At 51.8% G+C, this 14202-nt stretch carries 18 protein-coding genes; 15 read left to right on the top strand and 3 right to left on the bottom strand.

Annotated features, from left to right (window positions below; genetic code table 11):
- Positions 1-127: 127 nt before the first annotated feature.
- Positions 128-361, top strand: a complete 234-nt coding sequence (locus tag BOO20_RS04025; RefSeq protein WP_076790783.1) for a chlorosome envelope protein B — start codon at positions 128-130, stop codon at positions 359-361.
- A 92-nt stretch (positions 362-453) separates the two neighbouring features.
- Here the strand turns inward: BOO20_RS04025 and BOO20_RS04020 are convergent, their stop codons facing one another.
- Both BOO20_RS04020 and BOO20_RS04015 read right to left on the bottom strand, forming a co-directional pair.
- Complete coding sequence (locus BOO20_RS04020) at positions 454-1041, bottom strand: PTS sugar transporter subunit IIA (protein WP_158068728.1); 588 nt, start codon at positions 1039-1041, stop codon at positions 454-456.
- Positions 1042-1137: 96 nt separating this feature from the next.
- Positions 1138-1317: a MarR family transcriptional regulator gene (locus tag BOO20_RS04015; protein WP_076790779.1), complete on the bottom strand. Its 180-nt coding sequence runs from the start codon at positions 1315-1317 to the stop codon at positions 1138-1140.
- Positions 1318-1561: 244 nt separating this feature from the next.
- Between BOO20_RS04015 and BOO20_RS04010 the strand changes: the two genes are divergently transcribed.
- From BOO20_RS04010 to BOO20_RS03965, 11 genes are all read left to right on the top strand, one after another.
- A complete protein-coding gene (locus BOO20_RS04010) occupies positions 1562-2707 on the top strand; it encodes an ABC transporter substrate-binding protein (protein ID WP_076790778.1) in 1146 nt (381 codons plus the stop codon).
- Positions 2708-2722: 15 nt separating this feature from the next.
- A complete protein-coding gene (locus BOO20_RS04005; RefSeq protein WP_233120873.1) occupies positions 2723-3646 on the top strand; it encodes a branched-chain amino acid ABC transporter permease in 924 nt (307 codons plus the stop codon).
- Positions 3646-4644: a branched-chain amino acid ABC transporter permease gene (locus BOO20_RS04000; RefSeq protein ID WP_076790776.1), complete on the top strand. Its 999-nt coding sequence runs from the start codon at positions 3646-3648 to the stop codon at positions 4642-4644. Before BOO20_RS04005 ends, BOO20_RS04000 begins: the two co-directional genes overlap by 1 nt.
- On the top strand, positions 4641-5369 hold the full coding sequence (locus tag BOO20_RS03995) for an ABC transporter ATP-binding protein (protein WP_076790775.1): 729 nt from the start codon (positions 4641-4643) through the stop codon (positions 5367-5369). The genes BOO20_RS04000 and BOO20_RS03995 overlap by 4 nt, the downstream gene beginning before the upstream one ends.
- Positions 5362-6057, top strand: coding sequence for an ABC transporter ATP-binding protein (locus BOO20_RS03990; protein ID WP_076790773.1), 696 nt, complete (start codon positions 5362-5364; stop codon positions 6055-6057). The genes BOO20_RS03995 and BOO20_RS03990 overlap by 8 nt, the downstream gene beginning before the upstream one ends.
- Positions 6058-6120: 63 nt before the next feature.
- A complete protein-coding gene (locus tag BOO20_RS03985) occupies positions 6121-7086 on the top strand; it encodes an HlyD family secretion protein (RefSeq protein ID WP_233120872.1) in 966 nt (321 codons plus the stop codon).
- A gap of 77 nt (positions 7087-7163) precedes the next feature.
- On the top strand, positions 7164-7313 hold the full coding sequence (locus BOO20_RS12840) for a hypothetical protein (RefSeq protein WP_158068727.1): 150 nt from the start codon (positions 7164-7166) through the stop codon (positions 7311-7313).
- Positions 7310-8251 carry an ABC transporter ATP-binding protein gene (locus tag BOO20_RS03980; protein ID WP_076790771.1) on the top strand — a complete coding sequence of 314 codons (942 nt, stop codon included), beginning with the start codon at positions 7310-7312 and terminating at the stop codon, positions 8249-8251. Before BOO20_RS12840 ends, BOO20_RS03980 begins: the two co-directional genes overlap by 4 nt.
- A complete protein-coding gene (locus BOO20_RS03975; RefSeq protein ID WP_076790770.1) occupies positions 8244-8984 on the top strand; it encodes an ABC transporter ATP-binding protein in 741 nt (246 codons plus the stop codon). The genes BOO20_RS03980 and BOO20_RS03975 overlap by 8 nt, the downstream gene beginning before the upstream one ends.
- Positions 8984-10090 carry an ABC transporter permease gene (locus BOO20_RS03970; RefSeq protein ID WP_076790768.1) on the top strand — a complete coding sequence of 369 codons (1107 nt, stop codon included), beginning with the start codon at positions 8984-8986 and terminating at the stop codon, positions 10088-10090. Before BOO20_RS03975 ends, BOO20_RS03970 begins: the two co-directional genes overlap by 1 nt.
- A 46-nt stretch (positions 10091-10136) precedes the next feature.
- Positions 10137-11258 (top strand): ABC transporter permease, encoded by a 1122-nt coding sequence (locus BOO20_RS03965; protein ID WP_076790766.1) that lies wholly within the window; start codon positions 10137-10139, stop codon positions 11256-11258.
- Positions 11259-11457: 199 nt separating this feature from the next.
- On the opposite strand, the gene BOO20_RS03960 is transcribed toward BOO20_RS03965, so the two are convergent.
- A complete protein-coding gene (locus BOO20_RS03960) occupies positions 11458-12663 on the bottom strand; it encodes an ATP-binding protein (RefSeq protein ID WP_076790765.1) in 1206 nt (401 codons plus the stop codon).
- A gap of 490 nt (positions 12664-13153) precedes the next feature.
- Between BOO20_RS03960 and BOO20_RS03955 the strand changes: the two genes are divergently transcribed.
- From BOO20_RS03955 to BOO20_RS03945, 3 genes are read left to right on the top strand one after another with little or no spacing between them, the layout of a single operon-like run.
- A complete protein-coding gene (locus BOO20_RS03955) occupies positions 13154-13327 on the top strand; it encodes a hypothetical protein (RefSeq protein ID WP_233120871.1) in 174 nt (57 codons plus the stop codon).
- On the top strand, positions 13324-13590 hold the full coding sequence (locus BOO20_RS13050) for a hypothetical protein (RefSeq protein WP_233120870.1): 267 nt from the start codon (positions 13324-13326) through the stop codon (positions 13588-13590). The genes BOO20_RS03955 and BOO20_RS13050 overlap by 4 nt, the downstream gene beginning before the upstream one ends.
- Positions 13562-13834, top strand: a complete 273-nt coding sequence (locus BOO20_RS03945; protein ID WP_076790761.1) for a BrnA antitoxin family protein — start codon at positions 13562-13564, stop codon at positions 13832-13834. The genes BOO20_RS13050 and BOO20_RS03945 overlap by 29 nt, the downstream gene beginning before the upstream one ends.
- Positions 13835-14202: the final 368 nt, after the last annotated feature.

Genomic DNA, 14202 nt, shown 5'->3' with positions numbered 1-14202 from the left:
TATGATAGAGTTGTCTTCAAAATACCCCGCTGCTTGCGGCGGGGTTCTTTATTTATATGTAAACGTATATACAAGTATAGAGGAATTGTTTTCCCACTACATCTCCATAACATAAACCAATACAGCTATGTCAAACGGATCAAACGTAAACGTAGATTTCTCAGGCGCTATCGGCAATATTGCTGATTCTGTAGGTAAACTTTTTCAGTTCCAGATCGATACCCTGAACAGCGGTATCAAAACGGTTTCCCAGTTTGTTGAGCCGCTCGCCAAGACGACAACTGATTTGGCTACCAACCTGGCCGGCACACTGAACAATGTGCTTCAGAGCGTTTCATCAGCTTTTGCTCCTAAAAAGTAATCGGTTTTAACGCTGAAAAGAGAGCACCCTTTGCTGAGCGCAGAGGGTGCTTTTTTTTTGACCGATGCTGAATGGGGCCTTCATGGTTACAATCAACCCCGGTTGCAGCCGGCCTCACGGATTGTTTTTGCCCGCCACTCTTTGTCGGATGCCATTCTGGTGATAACCCCGAGCATTCTGATATGGCTGTTCGGATCGGAAGCGGGCGTCAGGAGGAGGAAGATGATCCGGGCACTGTTGCCGGACTGCCGGTCAACAACACCCTTTTTGCTCACACCGATAACCAGTACCGGCCTTTGGATCTTCTCCAGTCTTGCATGGGGAATGGCAATATCGGAACCGACAAATGTTGCGCCCTGCGATTCACGTTCAAGCAGGCTTTTGAAGGTGCTCTTTTCATCAATATCCGGATTTGCACTACAGCACCTATGCAGGAGCACCTGAAAGGCTCTCTCTTTTTCTGCCGATTCTTCCAGAAGCATAACAGGCGCATGCATGACCAGCTCTTTCCACTCATTTGGAGGCTGAGCGGTGACGGCTTCACCCACGCCATTGCCGACAGGGGTGTTTTTTTTCCTGAAGAGTGCTGAACAAAGATCCTTTGTACGGTCAACGGCGGAGGCCAGCAACCCCTTTCCGGAGTCATTCTGCTGGTGGTTGTTCCTGAGTGGTTTGTTCATGGAGCGCATGCCCGTCAGAATAGTAAAATCTCCGGAGCGAGAACATCCTGAATAAAGCAGGATTGCTTTCGCAAGCAAATCCTGCAGGAGAGAGGTTTAGGCCGCCGGTTCCCAGAAACAGCGCTTTGGCGACACGATCAGCCCTTCATCCTTGAGTGCCTTCATAGCCTTGTCGACCTCTTTGCGGTCCAGTCCGCTCTTTTCGGTGATCTGTCCGGCATTCATGGGGGCGGCCTCTTTTTTCATGACTTCCAGTACCTTCTTTTTTGCATCCATCTGTCTGATTGTTTGATTAGGCTATAGCGCTTCAGGCTATGCTGAATAAATGTACAAATTTTTAAATAATAATAGTGCAGGCCGGGATGGCGAGGATTTCAATACCGGAAAGCGGACTCTATTTATAACGTTTTTTAGATATTGTATTGTAATTTTAAGAGTTGGTTTCCGAAAATGAATTTTGATTGTAGGGCAGCAGCTTTGTCGAGAAGGTTGAACAACTTAATCCAAAGGAGTGCAATACATGAAGAAACTACTACTCTCACTTGCCGCAGCCGTCCTTCTGGCTCTTCCGCTTGCCGGAGAGGCTGCACCGCTGAAAATCGGATTTATCAACTCCATTACCGGAAAAGAGGCGCAGATCGGTGAAAATCTCACCAACGGCGCAGCTCTGGCGATTGAGGATCTGCGCTCAAAAGGCGTTCAGGTCGATCTCGTCAGGGAGGATGACGGTGGCGATCCCAAGAATGCACTTGCCGCCTATGAAAAGCTTGTTACCCGTGACGGGGTGATCGGAGTTGTGGGACCCTACACCTCGGGATGTGCCAATGTCGTGGCATCAAGGGCTGACCAGTACCAGGTTCCGCTGCTTGTTCCCGCAGCCGCCAAGGAGGAGATTACCCGCAACGGCTACAAGAATGTGTTCCGACTCAACGCACCGGCTGATGTCTACTCCAGGGTTTTGCTGAGTGCTGTGGCCCCATACAAACCCAAAACCATAGCCTACGTCTATGCCGCAACCGATTTCGGGGTTTCAACGGTAAAAACAGCTCAGGTCAATGCTGCCAGTATGGGCTTGAAAGAGGTAGCCAATGAGAAGTACCAGCAGGGTCAGCCGGACTACCGGGCAACGCTCTCCAAAGTCAAGGCGGCAAATCCCGATCTTGTTTTTCTTGTCTCCTATGATGCCGATGCCATTCTTCTGATGCGTCAGGCCAAGGAGATCGGGCTGGCACCGAAAGCATTTCTCGGTGCGGGAGCCGGTTACACCACGGCCCAGTTTGCCCAGCAGAAGGAGATATCCAATCTTGTCATCTCCGCCACCCAGTGGACGGATGATGTCAACTGGCCGGGAGCTGCAAATTTTGCAAAACGCTATCAGGCAAAGTTTGCCAAAGAGCCATCCTACCATGCAGCCTGTGCCTATGAAGCCGTCCGGATTATGGTTGATACGGCTACCAAAACCAGAACAGCCGCAAAACTTCGCGCAGGCCTGAAAGCAGGGAGCTGGAACGGTATCATGGGTCCGGTAAAATTTGCCGATTACAGCGGCTTTACCAATCAGAACAACCACCCCATGCTGGTTCAGCAGCTCCAGAACGGTAAAACCGAAACGGTTTATCCCGCACAGTTCAGCAAAAAGAGACTGGTTTACCCTTTCAAACGGTAAGAGGGATTTTATGGTGTGGGCGAACAACAGTTCGCCCACACCAATAACCTTTTCAGACGGAGTATCCTGATGTTATTCCTGCAAGCCCTCGTATCCGGCATTCTCTCTGGTGGAGTCTATGCCCTTGCCGGTATCGGTATGTCACTGGTTTTCGGTGTCATGAACATAAGCAACTTTGCCCATGGCGACCTGATGATGCTTGGCATGTATCTGGCCTATTTTGCCTTTACCCTGCTGCACATTGATCCCTATCTGGCACTGCTGCTGATCATTCCGGTCTCGTTTCTTTTCGGTTTTATTCTTGAAAAGGTTTTTATTCACCGGGTTATCGATCATCCTCATCAGAACCAGATTCTCCTCACCATAGGTCTCGGGCTGATCATGAGCAATACCGCACTGCTCGCCTTTACCAGCGATCCGAAGATACTCACCACCACCTATTCGAGCAGCGCCATCAATACAGCCTCGGGACTCTCCATCTCTGTTCCGCTGCTGCTCTCATTTGTTATTACCTCCGTGATTACGGCAGTTCTCTACCTCTTTCTTGCAAAAAGCAGCACAGGGATGGCTCTCAGGGCAACAAGCCAGAACCGTGAAGCAGCACAGTTGATGGGTATCAACGTGGCTAAAATGAGTGCCATTGCATTCGGCATCGGTACCGCCCTTGCGGCAACTGCCGGGGCTCTGATTGCACCGACCTACTATATTCATCCGCTGGCCGGTCACAGTTTTCTCTTGAAATCCTTCACCATCTGCGTGCTCGGCGGTCTCGGCTCGGTAGTCGGGGCCGGAGTCGGGGGGATCATCATCGGCGTGGTTGAATCGATGGCCGCCACCTATATCTCCACAGACTGGAAAGATGTGGTTGTCTTTGTGCTCTTTCTAACGGTTCTTCTGTTTCGTCCCCAGGGGCTCTTCGGCAAAAAGGGAGGGCAATAATGAAACAGGCACTCATCATTGCTCTCTTTGCGCTCTTTACGGCACTGCTGCCGCTCATTATCGGTGAAGAGAACCCCTATATCATCGGCATCATGATCTCCGTGCTCATGATGGCTGCACTCTCATCGGCATGGAACATCATCGGCGGATTTGCCGGGCAGTTCAGCTTCGGTCATGCTGCCTACTTCGGTGCCGGAGCCTATACTACATTGATTCTGATCTCCTCATTTGAACTCAATCCGCTTATTGGCGCAGCGGCAGGTATGGTTGTCGCCGCTCTGATTGCCCTTGTCACCGGGAGCATTGTTTTCGGACTGCGCGGCCACTACTTTGCGCTTGCCTCAATAGCCGTAGCCGAGATCATCCGGCTCTCTGTGCTTAATTTTGAGTTTACCGGAGGGGCCCAGGGGATTTTGCTCGCCAATGTCACGCTCTGGGGGCTCGATCTCAACAGCAAAAATCCTTTTTACTACGGCATGCTCCTGCTTCTCATTGTAACGCTCACTGTAACGGAGTATCTGCGCAAATCGAAAACCGGATACTATCTGCAGGCTATCCGTGAAGACCAGGATGCGGCGTCATCTCTCGGTATTAATCTCGCGCTTTACAAAAACCGGGCGCTCCTGATATCCGCACTTCTGACCTCCATTGCCGGCAGTCTCTATGCGCTCTATATCCGCTTTATTGATACCTCCGCCGTGCTCGACCTCCGGCTCTCCATTGAAATTATCCTGACCGCGATAATCGGCGGAGTAGGGACGCTCTGGGGTCCGGTTCTCGGTGCACTCCTGCTTGTGCCTCTTGCCGAGGCGCTCCGTTCCAACATGATCGGTGACGCGCTGGTCAAGTTTGGTCTGGTATCGGAAACCTCTTCGGTCGGCATATTTTTGAATGAAAATCTTGCTCATGCCCATGTGCTGGTCTATGGCATCATTACGGTGCTCTGCATACTCTACCTGCCAAAAGGGATTCTCGGGCTTTTCAGGAGGGTGAAATGAGCGAACCTATCCTCAAAATCAATAAGGTAAGCAAGCATTTCGGCGGTAACATTGCCGTGTCGGATGTCACCTTTGCGGTAGAAAAGAACCGGATATTCGGGCTAATCGGGCCGAACGGTGCAGGAAAAACAACCCTGTTCAACTGTATGACCGGTTTTGTGCCGATCACTTCAGGTGAGGTGATCTTCAATTACCGGAAGATCAATAACCTCCGACCTGACGCAGTATGCCGGATCGGTATGGTTCGAACCTGGCAGAGGGTCAAACCGCTCTCAAGCCTGAGTGTTCTTGACAATGTGATGGTCGGGGCCTTTGCCATAACCGGGTCAGCCGGGGCAGCAAGGAAGATAGCGGTGGAGAAGCTTGCGCAGGTCGGCCTCTCCGATTACTCCGCAAAGCTTGCAGGTTCGCTCTCCATCGGGCTGAAAAAAAAGCTTGAACTTGCCCGTGTTCTGGCTACCCGGCCCAAAATGCTCCTGCTTGACGAGATCTGTGGCGGATTGAACCACACTGAAACAGCCTCCATTCTTCAACTCATCCGTGATGTCCGGGAAGAGGGCACAACGATTCTCTTTATCGAGCATGATATGAAAGCGGTTACATCAATCTGTGAGCGTATTGTTGTTCTGAACTCCGGCGTGAAGCTTGCCGAAGGCACTCCGTCCGAGATTACGAGTAATCCCGAGGTTATTGCAGCATATCTGGGAGGTGGTTTCGATGCTTAAAATAGAAAATCTTCAGGCCGGATACGGCGAAATGGTGGTGTTGCGCAACATCAACATCGCACTCAGCGAAGGGGAGATAGTCTCGGTTGTCGGCAGTAACGGTGCGGGGAAATCAACCCTGCTCAAGGCCATTTCAGGCATCATAAAGTCATCCGGTACGATCAGCTTCAATCATCAGCCGCTCAGCGGCCTTCAGGCGCACCGGATTGTAGAGCGGGGAGTGGTGCATGTTCCGGAAGGACGCAAGATTTTTCCTGAAATGACCGTCCTTGAAAATCTGATGATGGGTGGATTTCTCTGCCAGAAAGATCGGCCGGAGAATCTTGAGCGGGTCTATGCCCTCTTTCCCATACTTGCCGAACGCCGCAAGCAGCTTGGAGGTACCATGTCAGGCGGTGAACAGCAGATGCTCGCAATCGGCAGGGGGCTTATGGCAAGTCCCAAACTCTTTCTGCTCGATGAACCGAGCCTTGGACTCTCGCCGCTTTTCACCGACGTGGTTTTCAAAGCGATTCGCGCTATCAATAAAAGCGGAGTAACCGTTCTGCTGGTGGAGCAGAATGTCTACCAGTCACTGAAAATAAGCCATCGCGGTTATGTCATTGAGACCGGCTCCATCGTTCTTTCCGGCACCGGAGAGGAGCTGCTCAATAATCCTGAGGTAAAAAAAGCCTTTCTCGGGATGTGAAACTATATGAAATATTTAACTATCCTGTTACTCTTTACAATGTTACGACTTGATCGACCGGTAATGCGAGTTTCCATCTCCCTGCTTTTCATGCTTCTCTTCTCCGGATGTCACCGTAACGACAAGGCTGACGGGTACGGTAATTTTGAGGGAACTGAAATCATTGTTTCGGCTGAATCGAGCGGCAGGCTGCTGCGTTTCGATGCTGAGGAGGGGGCCACCCTGCAGAAAGGGGTGGTCACGGCGGTTATTGATACCACACAGTTGCACTACTCGAAGATGCAGCTCAAGGCGGAGCGGGAGGCTCTTGAGGCCAAACAGCCCGGACTCGGGGCAAAGATCAGTGTACTGCAGGCAGAGCGCTCAAACCTGATGCGCGACCGCGCCCGATACCGGAGGCTGCTCAGCGAGGGGGCCGTACCCTCACGGCAGCTTGAGGAGTTTGAAAACCGGATCACGGTTCTTGACCGGCAGATAGGCTCTCTCGAAACCGAGTATCCCGGACTATCAGGAGAGATAAAGGCCAGATCAGCGCGTCTGGCACAGATTGACGACCAGATAGCAAAAAGTGTTGTTAAAAATCCGGTAACCGGCGTGGTGCTCGCCAGATATGCCGAGCCGGGAGAGCTTGCCTCGTCAGGAAAAGCGTTGTACCGGATCGCCGATCTTGAGCGCATCTACCTCAGGGTCTATCTCAGCGGAGCCCAGCTTTCGGGTGTGAAGATCGGTCAGCAGGTTGAGGTGGAGGTGGACGGGGCGCAGGGCGCCGGAACGGTGATGCATGGCACCATCTCCTGGATCTCTGCAAAGGCGGAGTTCACCCCGAAAATAATCCAGACCAAAGAGGAGCGGGTCAGCATGGTCTATGCGGTCAAGGTGCTGGTCCCGAATCGCGACGGCCTGCTCAGGATCGGTATGCCGGGTGAAGTGCGGCTGCAGAAGCAGCCACTGCCCGCAGTAAACAAGAGTGACGGAGATCAGGAACTGGAAGATATGCCAGCAGGAAAAGCCGGAGGAAAAGGCGGATGAAGTTGCCTCCGTCTGAAAATTATTTCTGAGCAATTCGATACGTTATCCTCTCAATAATTACAATCAAGCATAGCATCATGTCCGTAGAAGAATCAAGAGAATTTGATGAGTTGATGGAGATCGTCAACGAAGAGGAGAGTGGAGAGCCGACCGCAGAAAAGAGTGAAGAAGAGGGGGGGCAGCAGGAGATTCCGATTGCGGGAAAAGGTGGAACACGAGTGGGGTGAAGGCAGAGAAACAGGCAGTTCAGCTCTTTGCCCTCGCAAAGCGGTTCGGCGCAGTCGAAGCGCTTCAGGAGATGACGCTCACGGTTGCTGAGGGTGAACTCTTCGGTTTTATCGGTGCGGACGGGGCAGGCAAAACAACCCTGCTCCGGATTCTTGCAACCCTGCTGCTGCCGGGAGGGGGCAGGGCAGAAGTGCTCGGTCTTGACGTGGTCGCCTCCTGCCGCGACATCCGCCGCAGGATCGGTTACATGCCCGGCCGCTTTTCGCTCTACCAGGATCTTACAGTTGAGGAGAACCTCCGTTTTTTTGCCACCATCTTCGGTACCACCATCGCTGAGAATTACGATTTTATCCGCGATATCTACACCCGGCTTGAGCCCTTCAAAGAGCGGAGGGCAGGCAAACTCTCCGGAGGCATGAAGCAGAAGCTTGCTCTCTGTTGTGCGCTGGTGCACCGACCCGAGCTGCTCCTGCTTGATGAGCCGACTACCGGAGTCGATGCGGTTTCGCGTGCGGAGTTCTGGCAGATGCTTGGCCGCCTGAAAGAGCAGGGGATTACCACGCTTGTCTCCACCCCCTACATGGATGAGGCAGCGCTCTGCGACCGCATAGCCTTCATGCAGGAGGGGCGTCTTCTTGCTGTTGAAACTCCCGAAGCCATCACCATGCTCTTCCGTAAACCGCTTTTTGCCATCCGTGCCCGCCAAACCTGGCCGCTCATAACATGGCTCCGCTCCACCCCCGATGCGCACTCGGTCTATGCCTTTGGCCGAGCCGTGCACTATACCGACAACCGTTTATCGGCAAGCAGGGATGAGCTGCTCCTGTCCCTTCAGCGGCAGGGTTTTACGGATGTCGAGGTGCAGCAGATAAAGCCAGGAATCGAGGATACCTTTATGGCCTTGATGGAGCCTGAACGTGGAGAGCGTCATGGGTGAAGCGGTTATTCATACGGACAAGCTTACCCGTCGCTTCGGTGACTTTGTGGCGGTGGACGCGCTCACTTTTGCGGTCGGCAGGGGAGAGATATTCGGCTTTCTCGGCGCAAACGGTGCGGGTAAAACAACAGCAATCAGGATGCTGACCGGGCTGCTCACACCCTCAACCGGCTCGGCTTTTGTTGCGGGATTTGACCTCTACACCGGGTCGGAGAAGGTCAAGCGGAACATCGGTTACATGAGCCAGCGTTTTTCGCTCTACGATGACCTGACGGTAAAGGAGAACATCCGCTTTTTTGCCGGTATCTACGGCCTCTCCGATGCGGCCATCAAAGAGAAGAGTGCGAAGCTGCTTGAGCGGCTTGATTTGCAGCATGCAGCCAATGCACGCCTTCGCTCACTGCCGCTCGGCTGGAAGCAGAAGCTCGCCTTTTCCGTTGCTATCCTGCACGAACCGAAAATAGTCTTTCTTGACGAACCGACCGGAGGGGTTGATCCGGTAACCCGGCGACGCTTCTGGGATATGATATACGAAGCCTCGGAGCAGGGCATAACCGTTTTTGTAACAACACACTACATGGACGAAGCCGAGTATTGCGACCGCATATCCATCATGGTTGACGGCCGGGTGGCCGCACTCGACACCCCTGAAGCATTGAAACGGCAATACCGAGCAGAGAGCATGAATGAGGTGTTTCTTCATCTGGCGAGAGCGAAACCGGAGGCGGGCTGATGAACAGTTTCAGAGGGTTTCTCCGGAAGGAGTTCCTCCACATCTTCCGTGATCGCCGCACAGCGGTCATACTCTTCGGCATGCCGCTCATTCAGTTGATTCTTTTCGGTTTTGCCATTCGCAACGAGATCCAGGATGTCAAACTCGGGGTGTATGACAAATCCCGCGACGCGGTTACGCGCGCAATTATCAGCAAGTTCGCCTCTTCGGGGTACTTTATTCTCTCCCGTGAGGTGCACTCGGAGAGAGAGATTGAGGAGGCCTTCTCCTCCGGCAGCATCACCGAAGCGCTTGTCTTCGAGCCGGATTTCGCCCGCCGCCTGCAGTGTGATAGCCGTGGTGAGGTGCAGGTGATTACCGACGGCTCAAATCCCAATCTGTCGCGCATTGTATCCGGCTATACGGCCTCTGTGCTGCATGACTACCAGGAGAGTGCAGTGCCGGGAGGAGGGCGGGAGGCCGGAGTGGTTGCGGTTCCCCTCATGCTCTTCAATCCCGAGCTGAAAAGCGTTGATCTCTTTGTGCCGGGGCTGATGGCGCTCATTCTCATGCTGGTCTCCGCGCTGATGACCTCAATCAGCATCACACGGGAGAAAGAGAGCGGTACCATGGAGGTACTGCTGGTCTCGTCGCTGCGCCCTGCCCAGATCATAATCGGCAAAGTGGTGCCCTACTTTCTGCTCTCCTTTATCAATGTGGTGACCATCATCACTGTTGCCTCCCTTGTATTCGGTGTGCCGTGCAGGGGGAGCCTTCTTTTGCTGCTTCTTGAATCGCTGCTCTTCATTGTTACCGCGCTCTCGCTCGGCATCTTTATCTCCTCGGTCACCTCCTCACAGCAGGTCGCCATGATGATCGCCCTTGCAGGGCTGCTGCTTCCGACCATCCTGCTTTCGGGTTTCATCTTTCCGGTAGCGAGCATGCCGCTGCCGCTGCGCATGATCAGCAATATCATCCCTGCCAGGTGGTATCTCATCATTGTTCGAGGAATCATGCTGAAAGGAGCCGGTTTCAGCTACATCTGGAAGGAGACGCTGGTACTGGTGGCGATGAGCACCGTCCTGATGGTGGGAAGTATCAAGAAGTTCAAAATTCGACTTCAATAGCAGCTCCGCAGGAGCGCGATAAAAAATTATTGAGGCAGATCAGCCGATGAGAACAACCCTTTTTATCCTCCAGAAGGAGTTTCTGCAGATTTTCCGCAACAGGGGGATGCTGCCGATCATCTTTGTGCTGCCCTTCATCCAGCTCGTCATTCTCTCCTATGCGGCCACCTTTGACGTCTCCCGGGTACCTTTTCACCTGCAGGACAGGGACCGGTCGCTAACTTCGCGGAGGTTTGCCGAAAAGTTCACCGCCTCCGGCTACTTCAACTTGACCGGCACCTCATCTTCGGACCTTCAGAGCCAGAGCGAGCTTGTTCGGCGCAATGCCGATCTTGTGCTGGTTATACCCTTCGGTTTTGAACGCGATCTGGTTACCATCGGCCACGCTCCGGTGCAGCTTATGATCAACGCCGAGGATGGCTTCTCGGCAGGAGTAGTCCAGACCTATGCCAGTGAGATTGTAACCGCCTTCAATCGCGGAGAGCTGAAGCGGCTGATTCCTGGAGGTGAGGTTGAGGCGGCGGGCCAGATCGCCATGGTCTCATCAAACTGGTTCAATCCTGAGCTGAAGTACACGTTCTACATGGTACCGGGTATCATTGTCATTCTGGTTACCCTGATCGGACTTTTTCTTTCGGGTATGAATGTTGTACGGGAGCGGGAGATCGGCACCATCGACCAGATTAATGTCACCCCGATCAAGCGTTACCAGTTCATCACCGGCAAACTGCTTCCGCTCTGGATTATCGGTATCGGAGAGCTGAGTGTCGGGCTGGTGATTGCCCGGCTTCTGTTTCATGTGCCGATGCTCGGCAGTTACCTTCTTGTCTATCTTGTTGCAGGAATCTACCTGCTGGTTGTGCTCGGCATGGGGCTTCTCATCTCAACCGTCACCGACACCCAGCAGCAGGCCATGTTTATCGCATGGTTCTTCATGGTTATCTTCACCCTTCTCTCCGGCCTCTTCACCTCCATCGAAAGCATGCCCGAGTGGGCGCAGAGCATGACCATGCTCAACCCCGTCCGCCACTTTGTTGACATCATGCGCCGGGTCATGCTCAAAGGCTCCGGTATAGCCGAAATCGCGAGCCCGCTTCTGATTCTCACCCTCTTCGCCATCCTTATGCTTGCCCTTGCTGTTAACCGTTACCGGAAGGTTTCTGAGTAAGAAAATGAAATAATTGCCCCGCAAACATCAGATATGCGCCGCACATGCACCCGACATGTACCGCACAAGCAGGGAGCATATCGGAATTCAACATCACCCTGTTCAGGCCCCTTTGAAGGCGAAATATTGGTGACAAATACAGAAAATCATGAACGTGAACGTCCCCTCGGGCTTGGCTTTGCTTCACTCCTCCTTCTGGTCATGAAGTTAGCGCAACCTGGTGGTCAAACATTGAGTTGTCAGGCTGATTAATACACTTCTCGATTCCCTTGAACAGATCTGATAGAGTCACAACGCTTATTCCTGGTTTTATCTGGTAGCTTTGTGACAGGGGGGCGACAACAAACGTGTGCATTGGCGCAATATCCTCTATTGCAGAATAACTTCCTCTTGAAAGCACAGGCGCCACGGAAGACTTGCACTCAATAGCAATTGTTTTTCCTGAAAGCTGGAGCAGGATGTCGATTTCTGTTCCGTTGGAGGTTCTGTAAAATGAGAGATTTGCACGCGGAAACATCCCTTTGAGGTTGCTGATCACCAGGCTCTCCCATAATGATCCGACAACCGGATGGCCAACAACCTGGTTGAAATCGCTCAAGCCAAGCAGGGCAGTGATGATTCCGGTGTCAGAAATATAGACTTTGGGTGTTTTGACGACGCGTTTTCTGCTATTGGAGATGAACGGCGGCAGAATATGCACCATAAATGTATCCTGCAACAGGTCAAGGTAATTTCTCACGGTTGTATGGCTGATTCCGAGTGATCCGCCGATCGTCGAGAGGTTCACCGTTTGCCCGTTGTTGTGGGCCAGCATCAGCCATAATCTCCTCATGGTTTGTGGCGAAAACCCGCGCCATTGAAGCAGATCGCGCTCAAGGAAGGTTGCAATAAAATCTTCACGCCACTGATATGAGAGCTCCGGTATTTTTTGCAGCAGACTGCGCGGAAACCCGCCAGCCGTGAGATAGTGCTCATAGGAGAGATGATCCTTGACCTCCTCCCACAAAAAAGGGGTCAACTGCTTGTAGGTAATGCGTCCGGCAAGTGATTCCGAACTCTGTCGGAGGAGATCACGGGAGGCTGAGCCGAGAATCAGAAAATGGCCGTTCTCACCCCACTCATCCACCATGCTGCGGATAAGTGGAAAGAGATCGGGTTTTCGCTGCACCTCATCAATGCAGATCAGCTTCTCTTTCTGGGAGATAAAAAACCATTCCGGCTCTTCAAGTTTTCGCAGGTCGGAAGGCTTTTCAAGATCGAGATAGAGGAAAGGACGATCATAGGTGAGAAGATGCCTCGTCAGTGTCGATTTGCCGCACTGCCGTGGCCCGGTGACTGCGGTAACAGGGGAGTGTTTGAGCCCCTCTTCAACCTCTGATGTTATCAATCGCCTAAGATATTTCATGTTATTAAGTATGTAAATTGAATCTTTTATTTTCAATTTACATACTTAATTCCGATAAACACAACACTTTTTCTCTCTCTGATCCTCACCGCCTTCGCAGTACTCATGTCTGCATTTGCCGTTAACTGCTACCTCAAGAGTTCGGCGTGAGACGATGAAATAAGTGCCCAGCCCTCTTTTAATCGACCCGTCGGGCTCAGAGGGGGAATGTGACTCTTGAAGGCTCGGAAGTAGAGGGGAATCAACCGGCCACATCTCCTCTGGTGAGACGTGAGCGGATAGTCTCAAACATGGTGAGAATCCGGCAATTGATTTCAAAGTTCCTGTTTTGTCGGCAACCTCTGCTGATGTATATTTTCACGAATAGCAGATATGCAGAGGTATTGAGTGGTTTTGGGTGTGAGAGGTAACAAAACAATACAGAACGGGGATTACTATGTATGCAGAACGCTTGATATTGGAGACCGATCTATCCGGTAACCTGAAAAAAATGCCCAAGTTACCTCCAAACAAACAGGTAGAGGCTATTTTTCTGGTTATTTCAGAGAGCACATCTTCAGTGCCCGTTCGCAGAACTCCTCATCCTGATATCGCAGGAAAGGTTGTTATTAAAGGCGATATCATGAGCAGTGCTCCCTCTTCAAGCTGGGCATTGTCCGAGTGATTATTCTTGATACTCACATCTGGCTCTGGTGGATTAACGGGGATACCCGTAATCTTGACCAGAGCAGAATCGATCAGATAGTCTCTGCCGATGAAGTTGCGGTATCGGCAATAAGCTGTTTTGAATATCTTCTTTTTTCCCGCTTCTCAACGGGCAGTTGTCAGTTGAAGAATTCAGGCATTTTTCCATACAGAATAATCAGTGAACACTTGTTCAGAAAAGAGCAGGATATTTATGAAAAACGGGAAAACAGCGATTCCTGAATTCAGGAGTAAAGTGGAGGAGCATGAGTTCTGGTCAATACATGATTCAACTGAATTCGTGGATTGGAAAAAGGCCGGAAAGGCACTGTATCCGAATCTGAAGCCAACCATGAAAACCATATCACTCCGGTTGCCGGAACCGATGCTCAATCATCTCAAGGTGCTTGCCAATGAGCGCGATGTACCCTATCAGTCGCTTCTGAAGATGTTTCTCAAGGAACGTCTCGACCAGGAATTTTCGTAAGCAATCGTTCTCCGACTCAGCACTCTCCGCAAGCACCCGACATGTACCAGTCATGTACCGCACAATCAAGAAGCAGATCGGAAATCAACATCTCCCTGTTCAAGCCCCTCTGGGGGCGAAATATTGGTAGCAAATACAGAAAATCATGAACGTCCCCTCGGGCTTGGCTTTGCTTCAGAGTTCATGAATTTTCACCGCTGCTGTAAGGTTTTGGTGTGGTTTGCTGTGTATTTCCTGTGTGTTATCGGTTGGGGTTTTCTTTGATGGCCTGAAATAGTTTGCTATACTTCAAAAGGAGAGAAGAAGCTCTATTGATATGTTTGCGGCTCTTTTAGCCGCCCCATCACTGCAAACGGATACGATATACC

The organism is Chlorobium sp. KB01 (assembly GCF_001975465.1).
Classification (GTDB): Bacteria; Bacteroidota; Chlorobiia; order Chlorobiales; family Chlorobiaceae; genus Chlorobium.
Note: the sequence above shows the minus strand (reverse complement) of the source record. Positions and strands in the feature narration are given on the sequence as shown.

Coding starts and splice junctions, on each gene's coding strand:
- BOO20_RS04025 (WP_076790783.1), top strand. CDS start 128: ATGTCAAACGGATCAAACGTAAACGTAGATTTCTCAGGCGCTATCGGC.
- BOO20_RS04020 (WP_158068728.1), bottom strand. CDS start 1,041: ATGAACAAACCACTCAGGAACAACCACCAGCAGAATGACTCCGGAAAG.
- BOO20_RS04015 (WP_076790779.1), bottom strand. CDS start 1,317: ATGGATGCAAAAAAGAAGGTACTGGAAGTCATGAAAAAAGAGGCCGCC.
- BOO20_RS04010 (WP_076790778.1), top strand. CDS start 1,562: ATGAAGAAACTACTACTCTCACTTGCCGCAGCCGTCCTTCTGGCTCTT.
- BOO20_RS04000 (WP_076790776.1), top strand. CDS start 3,646: ATGAAACAGGCACTCATCATTGCTCTCTTTGCGCTCTTTACGGCACTG.
- BOO20_RS03995 (WP_076790775.1), top strand. CDS start 4,641: ATGAGCGAACCTATCCTCAAAATCAATAAGGTAAGCAAGCATTTCGGC.
- BOO20_RS03990 (WP_076790773.1), top strand. CDS start 5,362: ATGCTTAAAATAGAAAATCTTCAGGCCGGATACGGCGAAATGGTGGTG.
- BOO20_RS03985 (WP_233120872.1), top strand. CDS start 6,121: ATGCGAGTTTCCATCTCCCTGCTTTTCATGCTTCTCTTCTCCGGATGT.
- BOO20_RS12840 (WP_158068727.1), top strand. CDS start 7,164: ATGTCCGTAGAAGAATCAAGAGAATTTGATGAGTTGATGGAGATCGTC.
- BOO20_RS03975 (WP_076790770.1), top strand. CDS start 8,244: ATGGGTGAAGCGGTTATTCATACGGACAAGCTTACCCGTCGCTTCGGT.
- BOO20_RS03970 (WP_076790768.1), top strand. CDS start 8,984: ATGAACAGTTTCAGAGGGTTTCTCCGGAAGGAGTTCCTCCACATCTTC.
- BOO20_RS03965 (WP_076790766.1), top strand. CDS start 10,137: ATGAGAACAACCCTTTTTATCCTCCAGAAGGAGTTTCTGCAGATTTTC.
- BOO20_RS03960 (WP_076790765.1), bottom strand. CDS start 12,663: ATGAAATATCTTAGGCGATTGATAACATCAGAGGTTGAAGAGGGGCTC.
- BOO20_RS03955 (WP_233120871.1), top strand. CDS start 13,154: ATGCCCAAGTTACCTCCAAACAAACAGGTAGAGGCTATTTTTCTGGTT.
- BOO20_RS03945 (WP_076790761.1), top strand. CDS start 13,562: ATGAAAAACGGGAAAACAGCGATTCCTGAATTCAGGAGTAAAGTGGAG.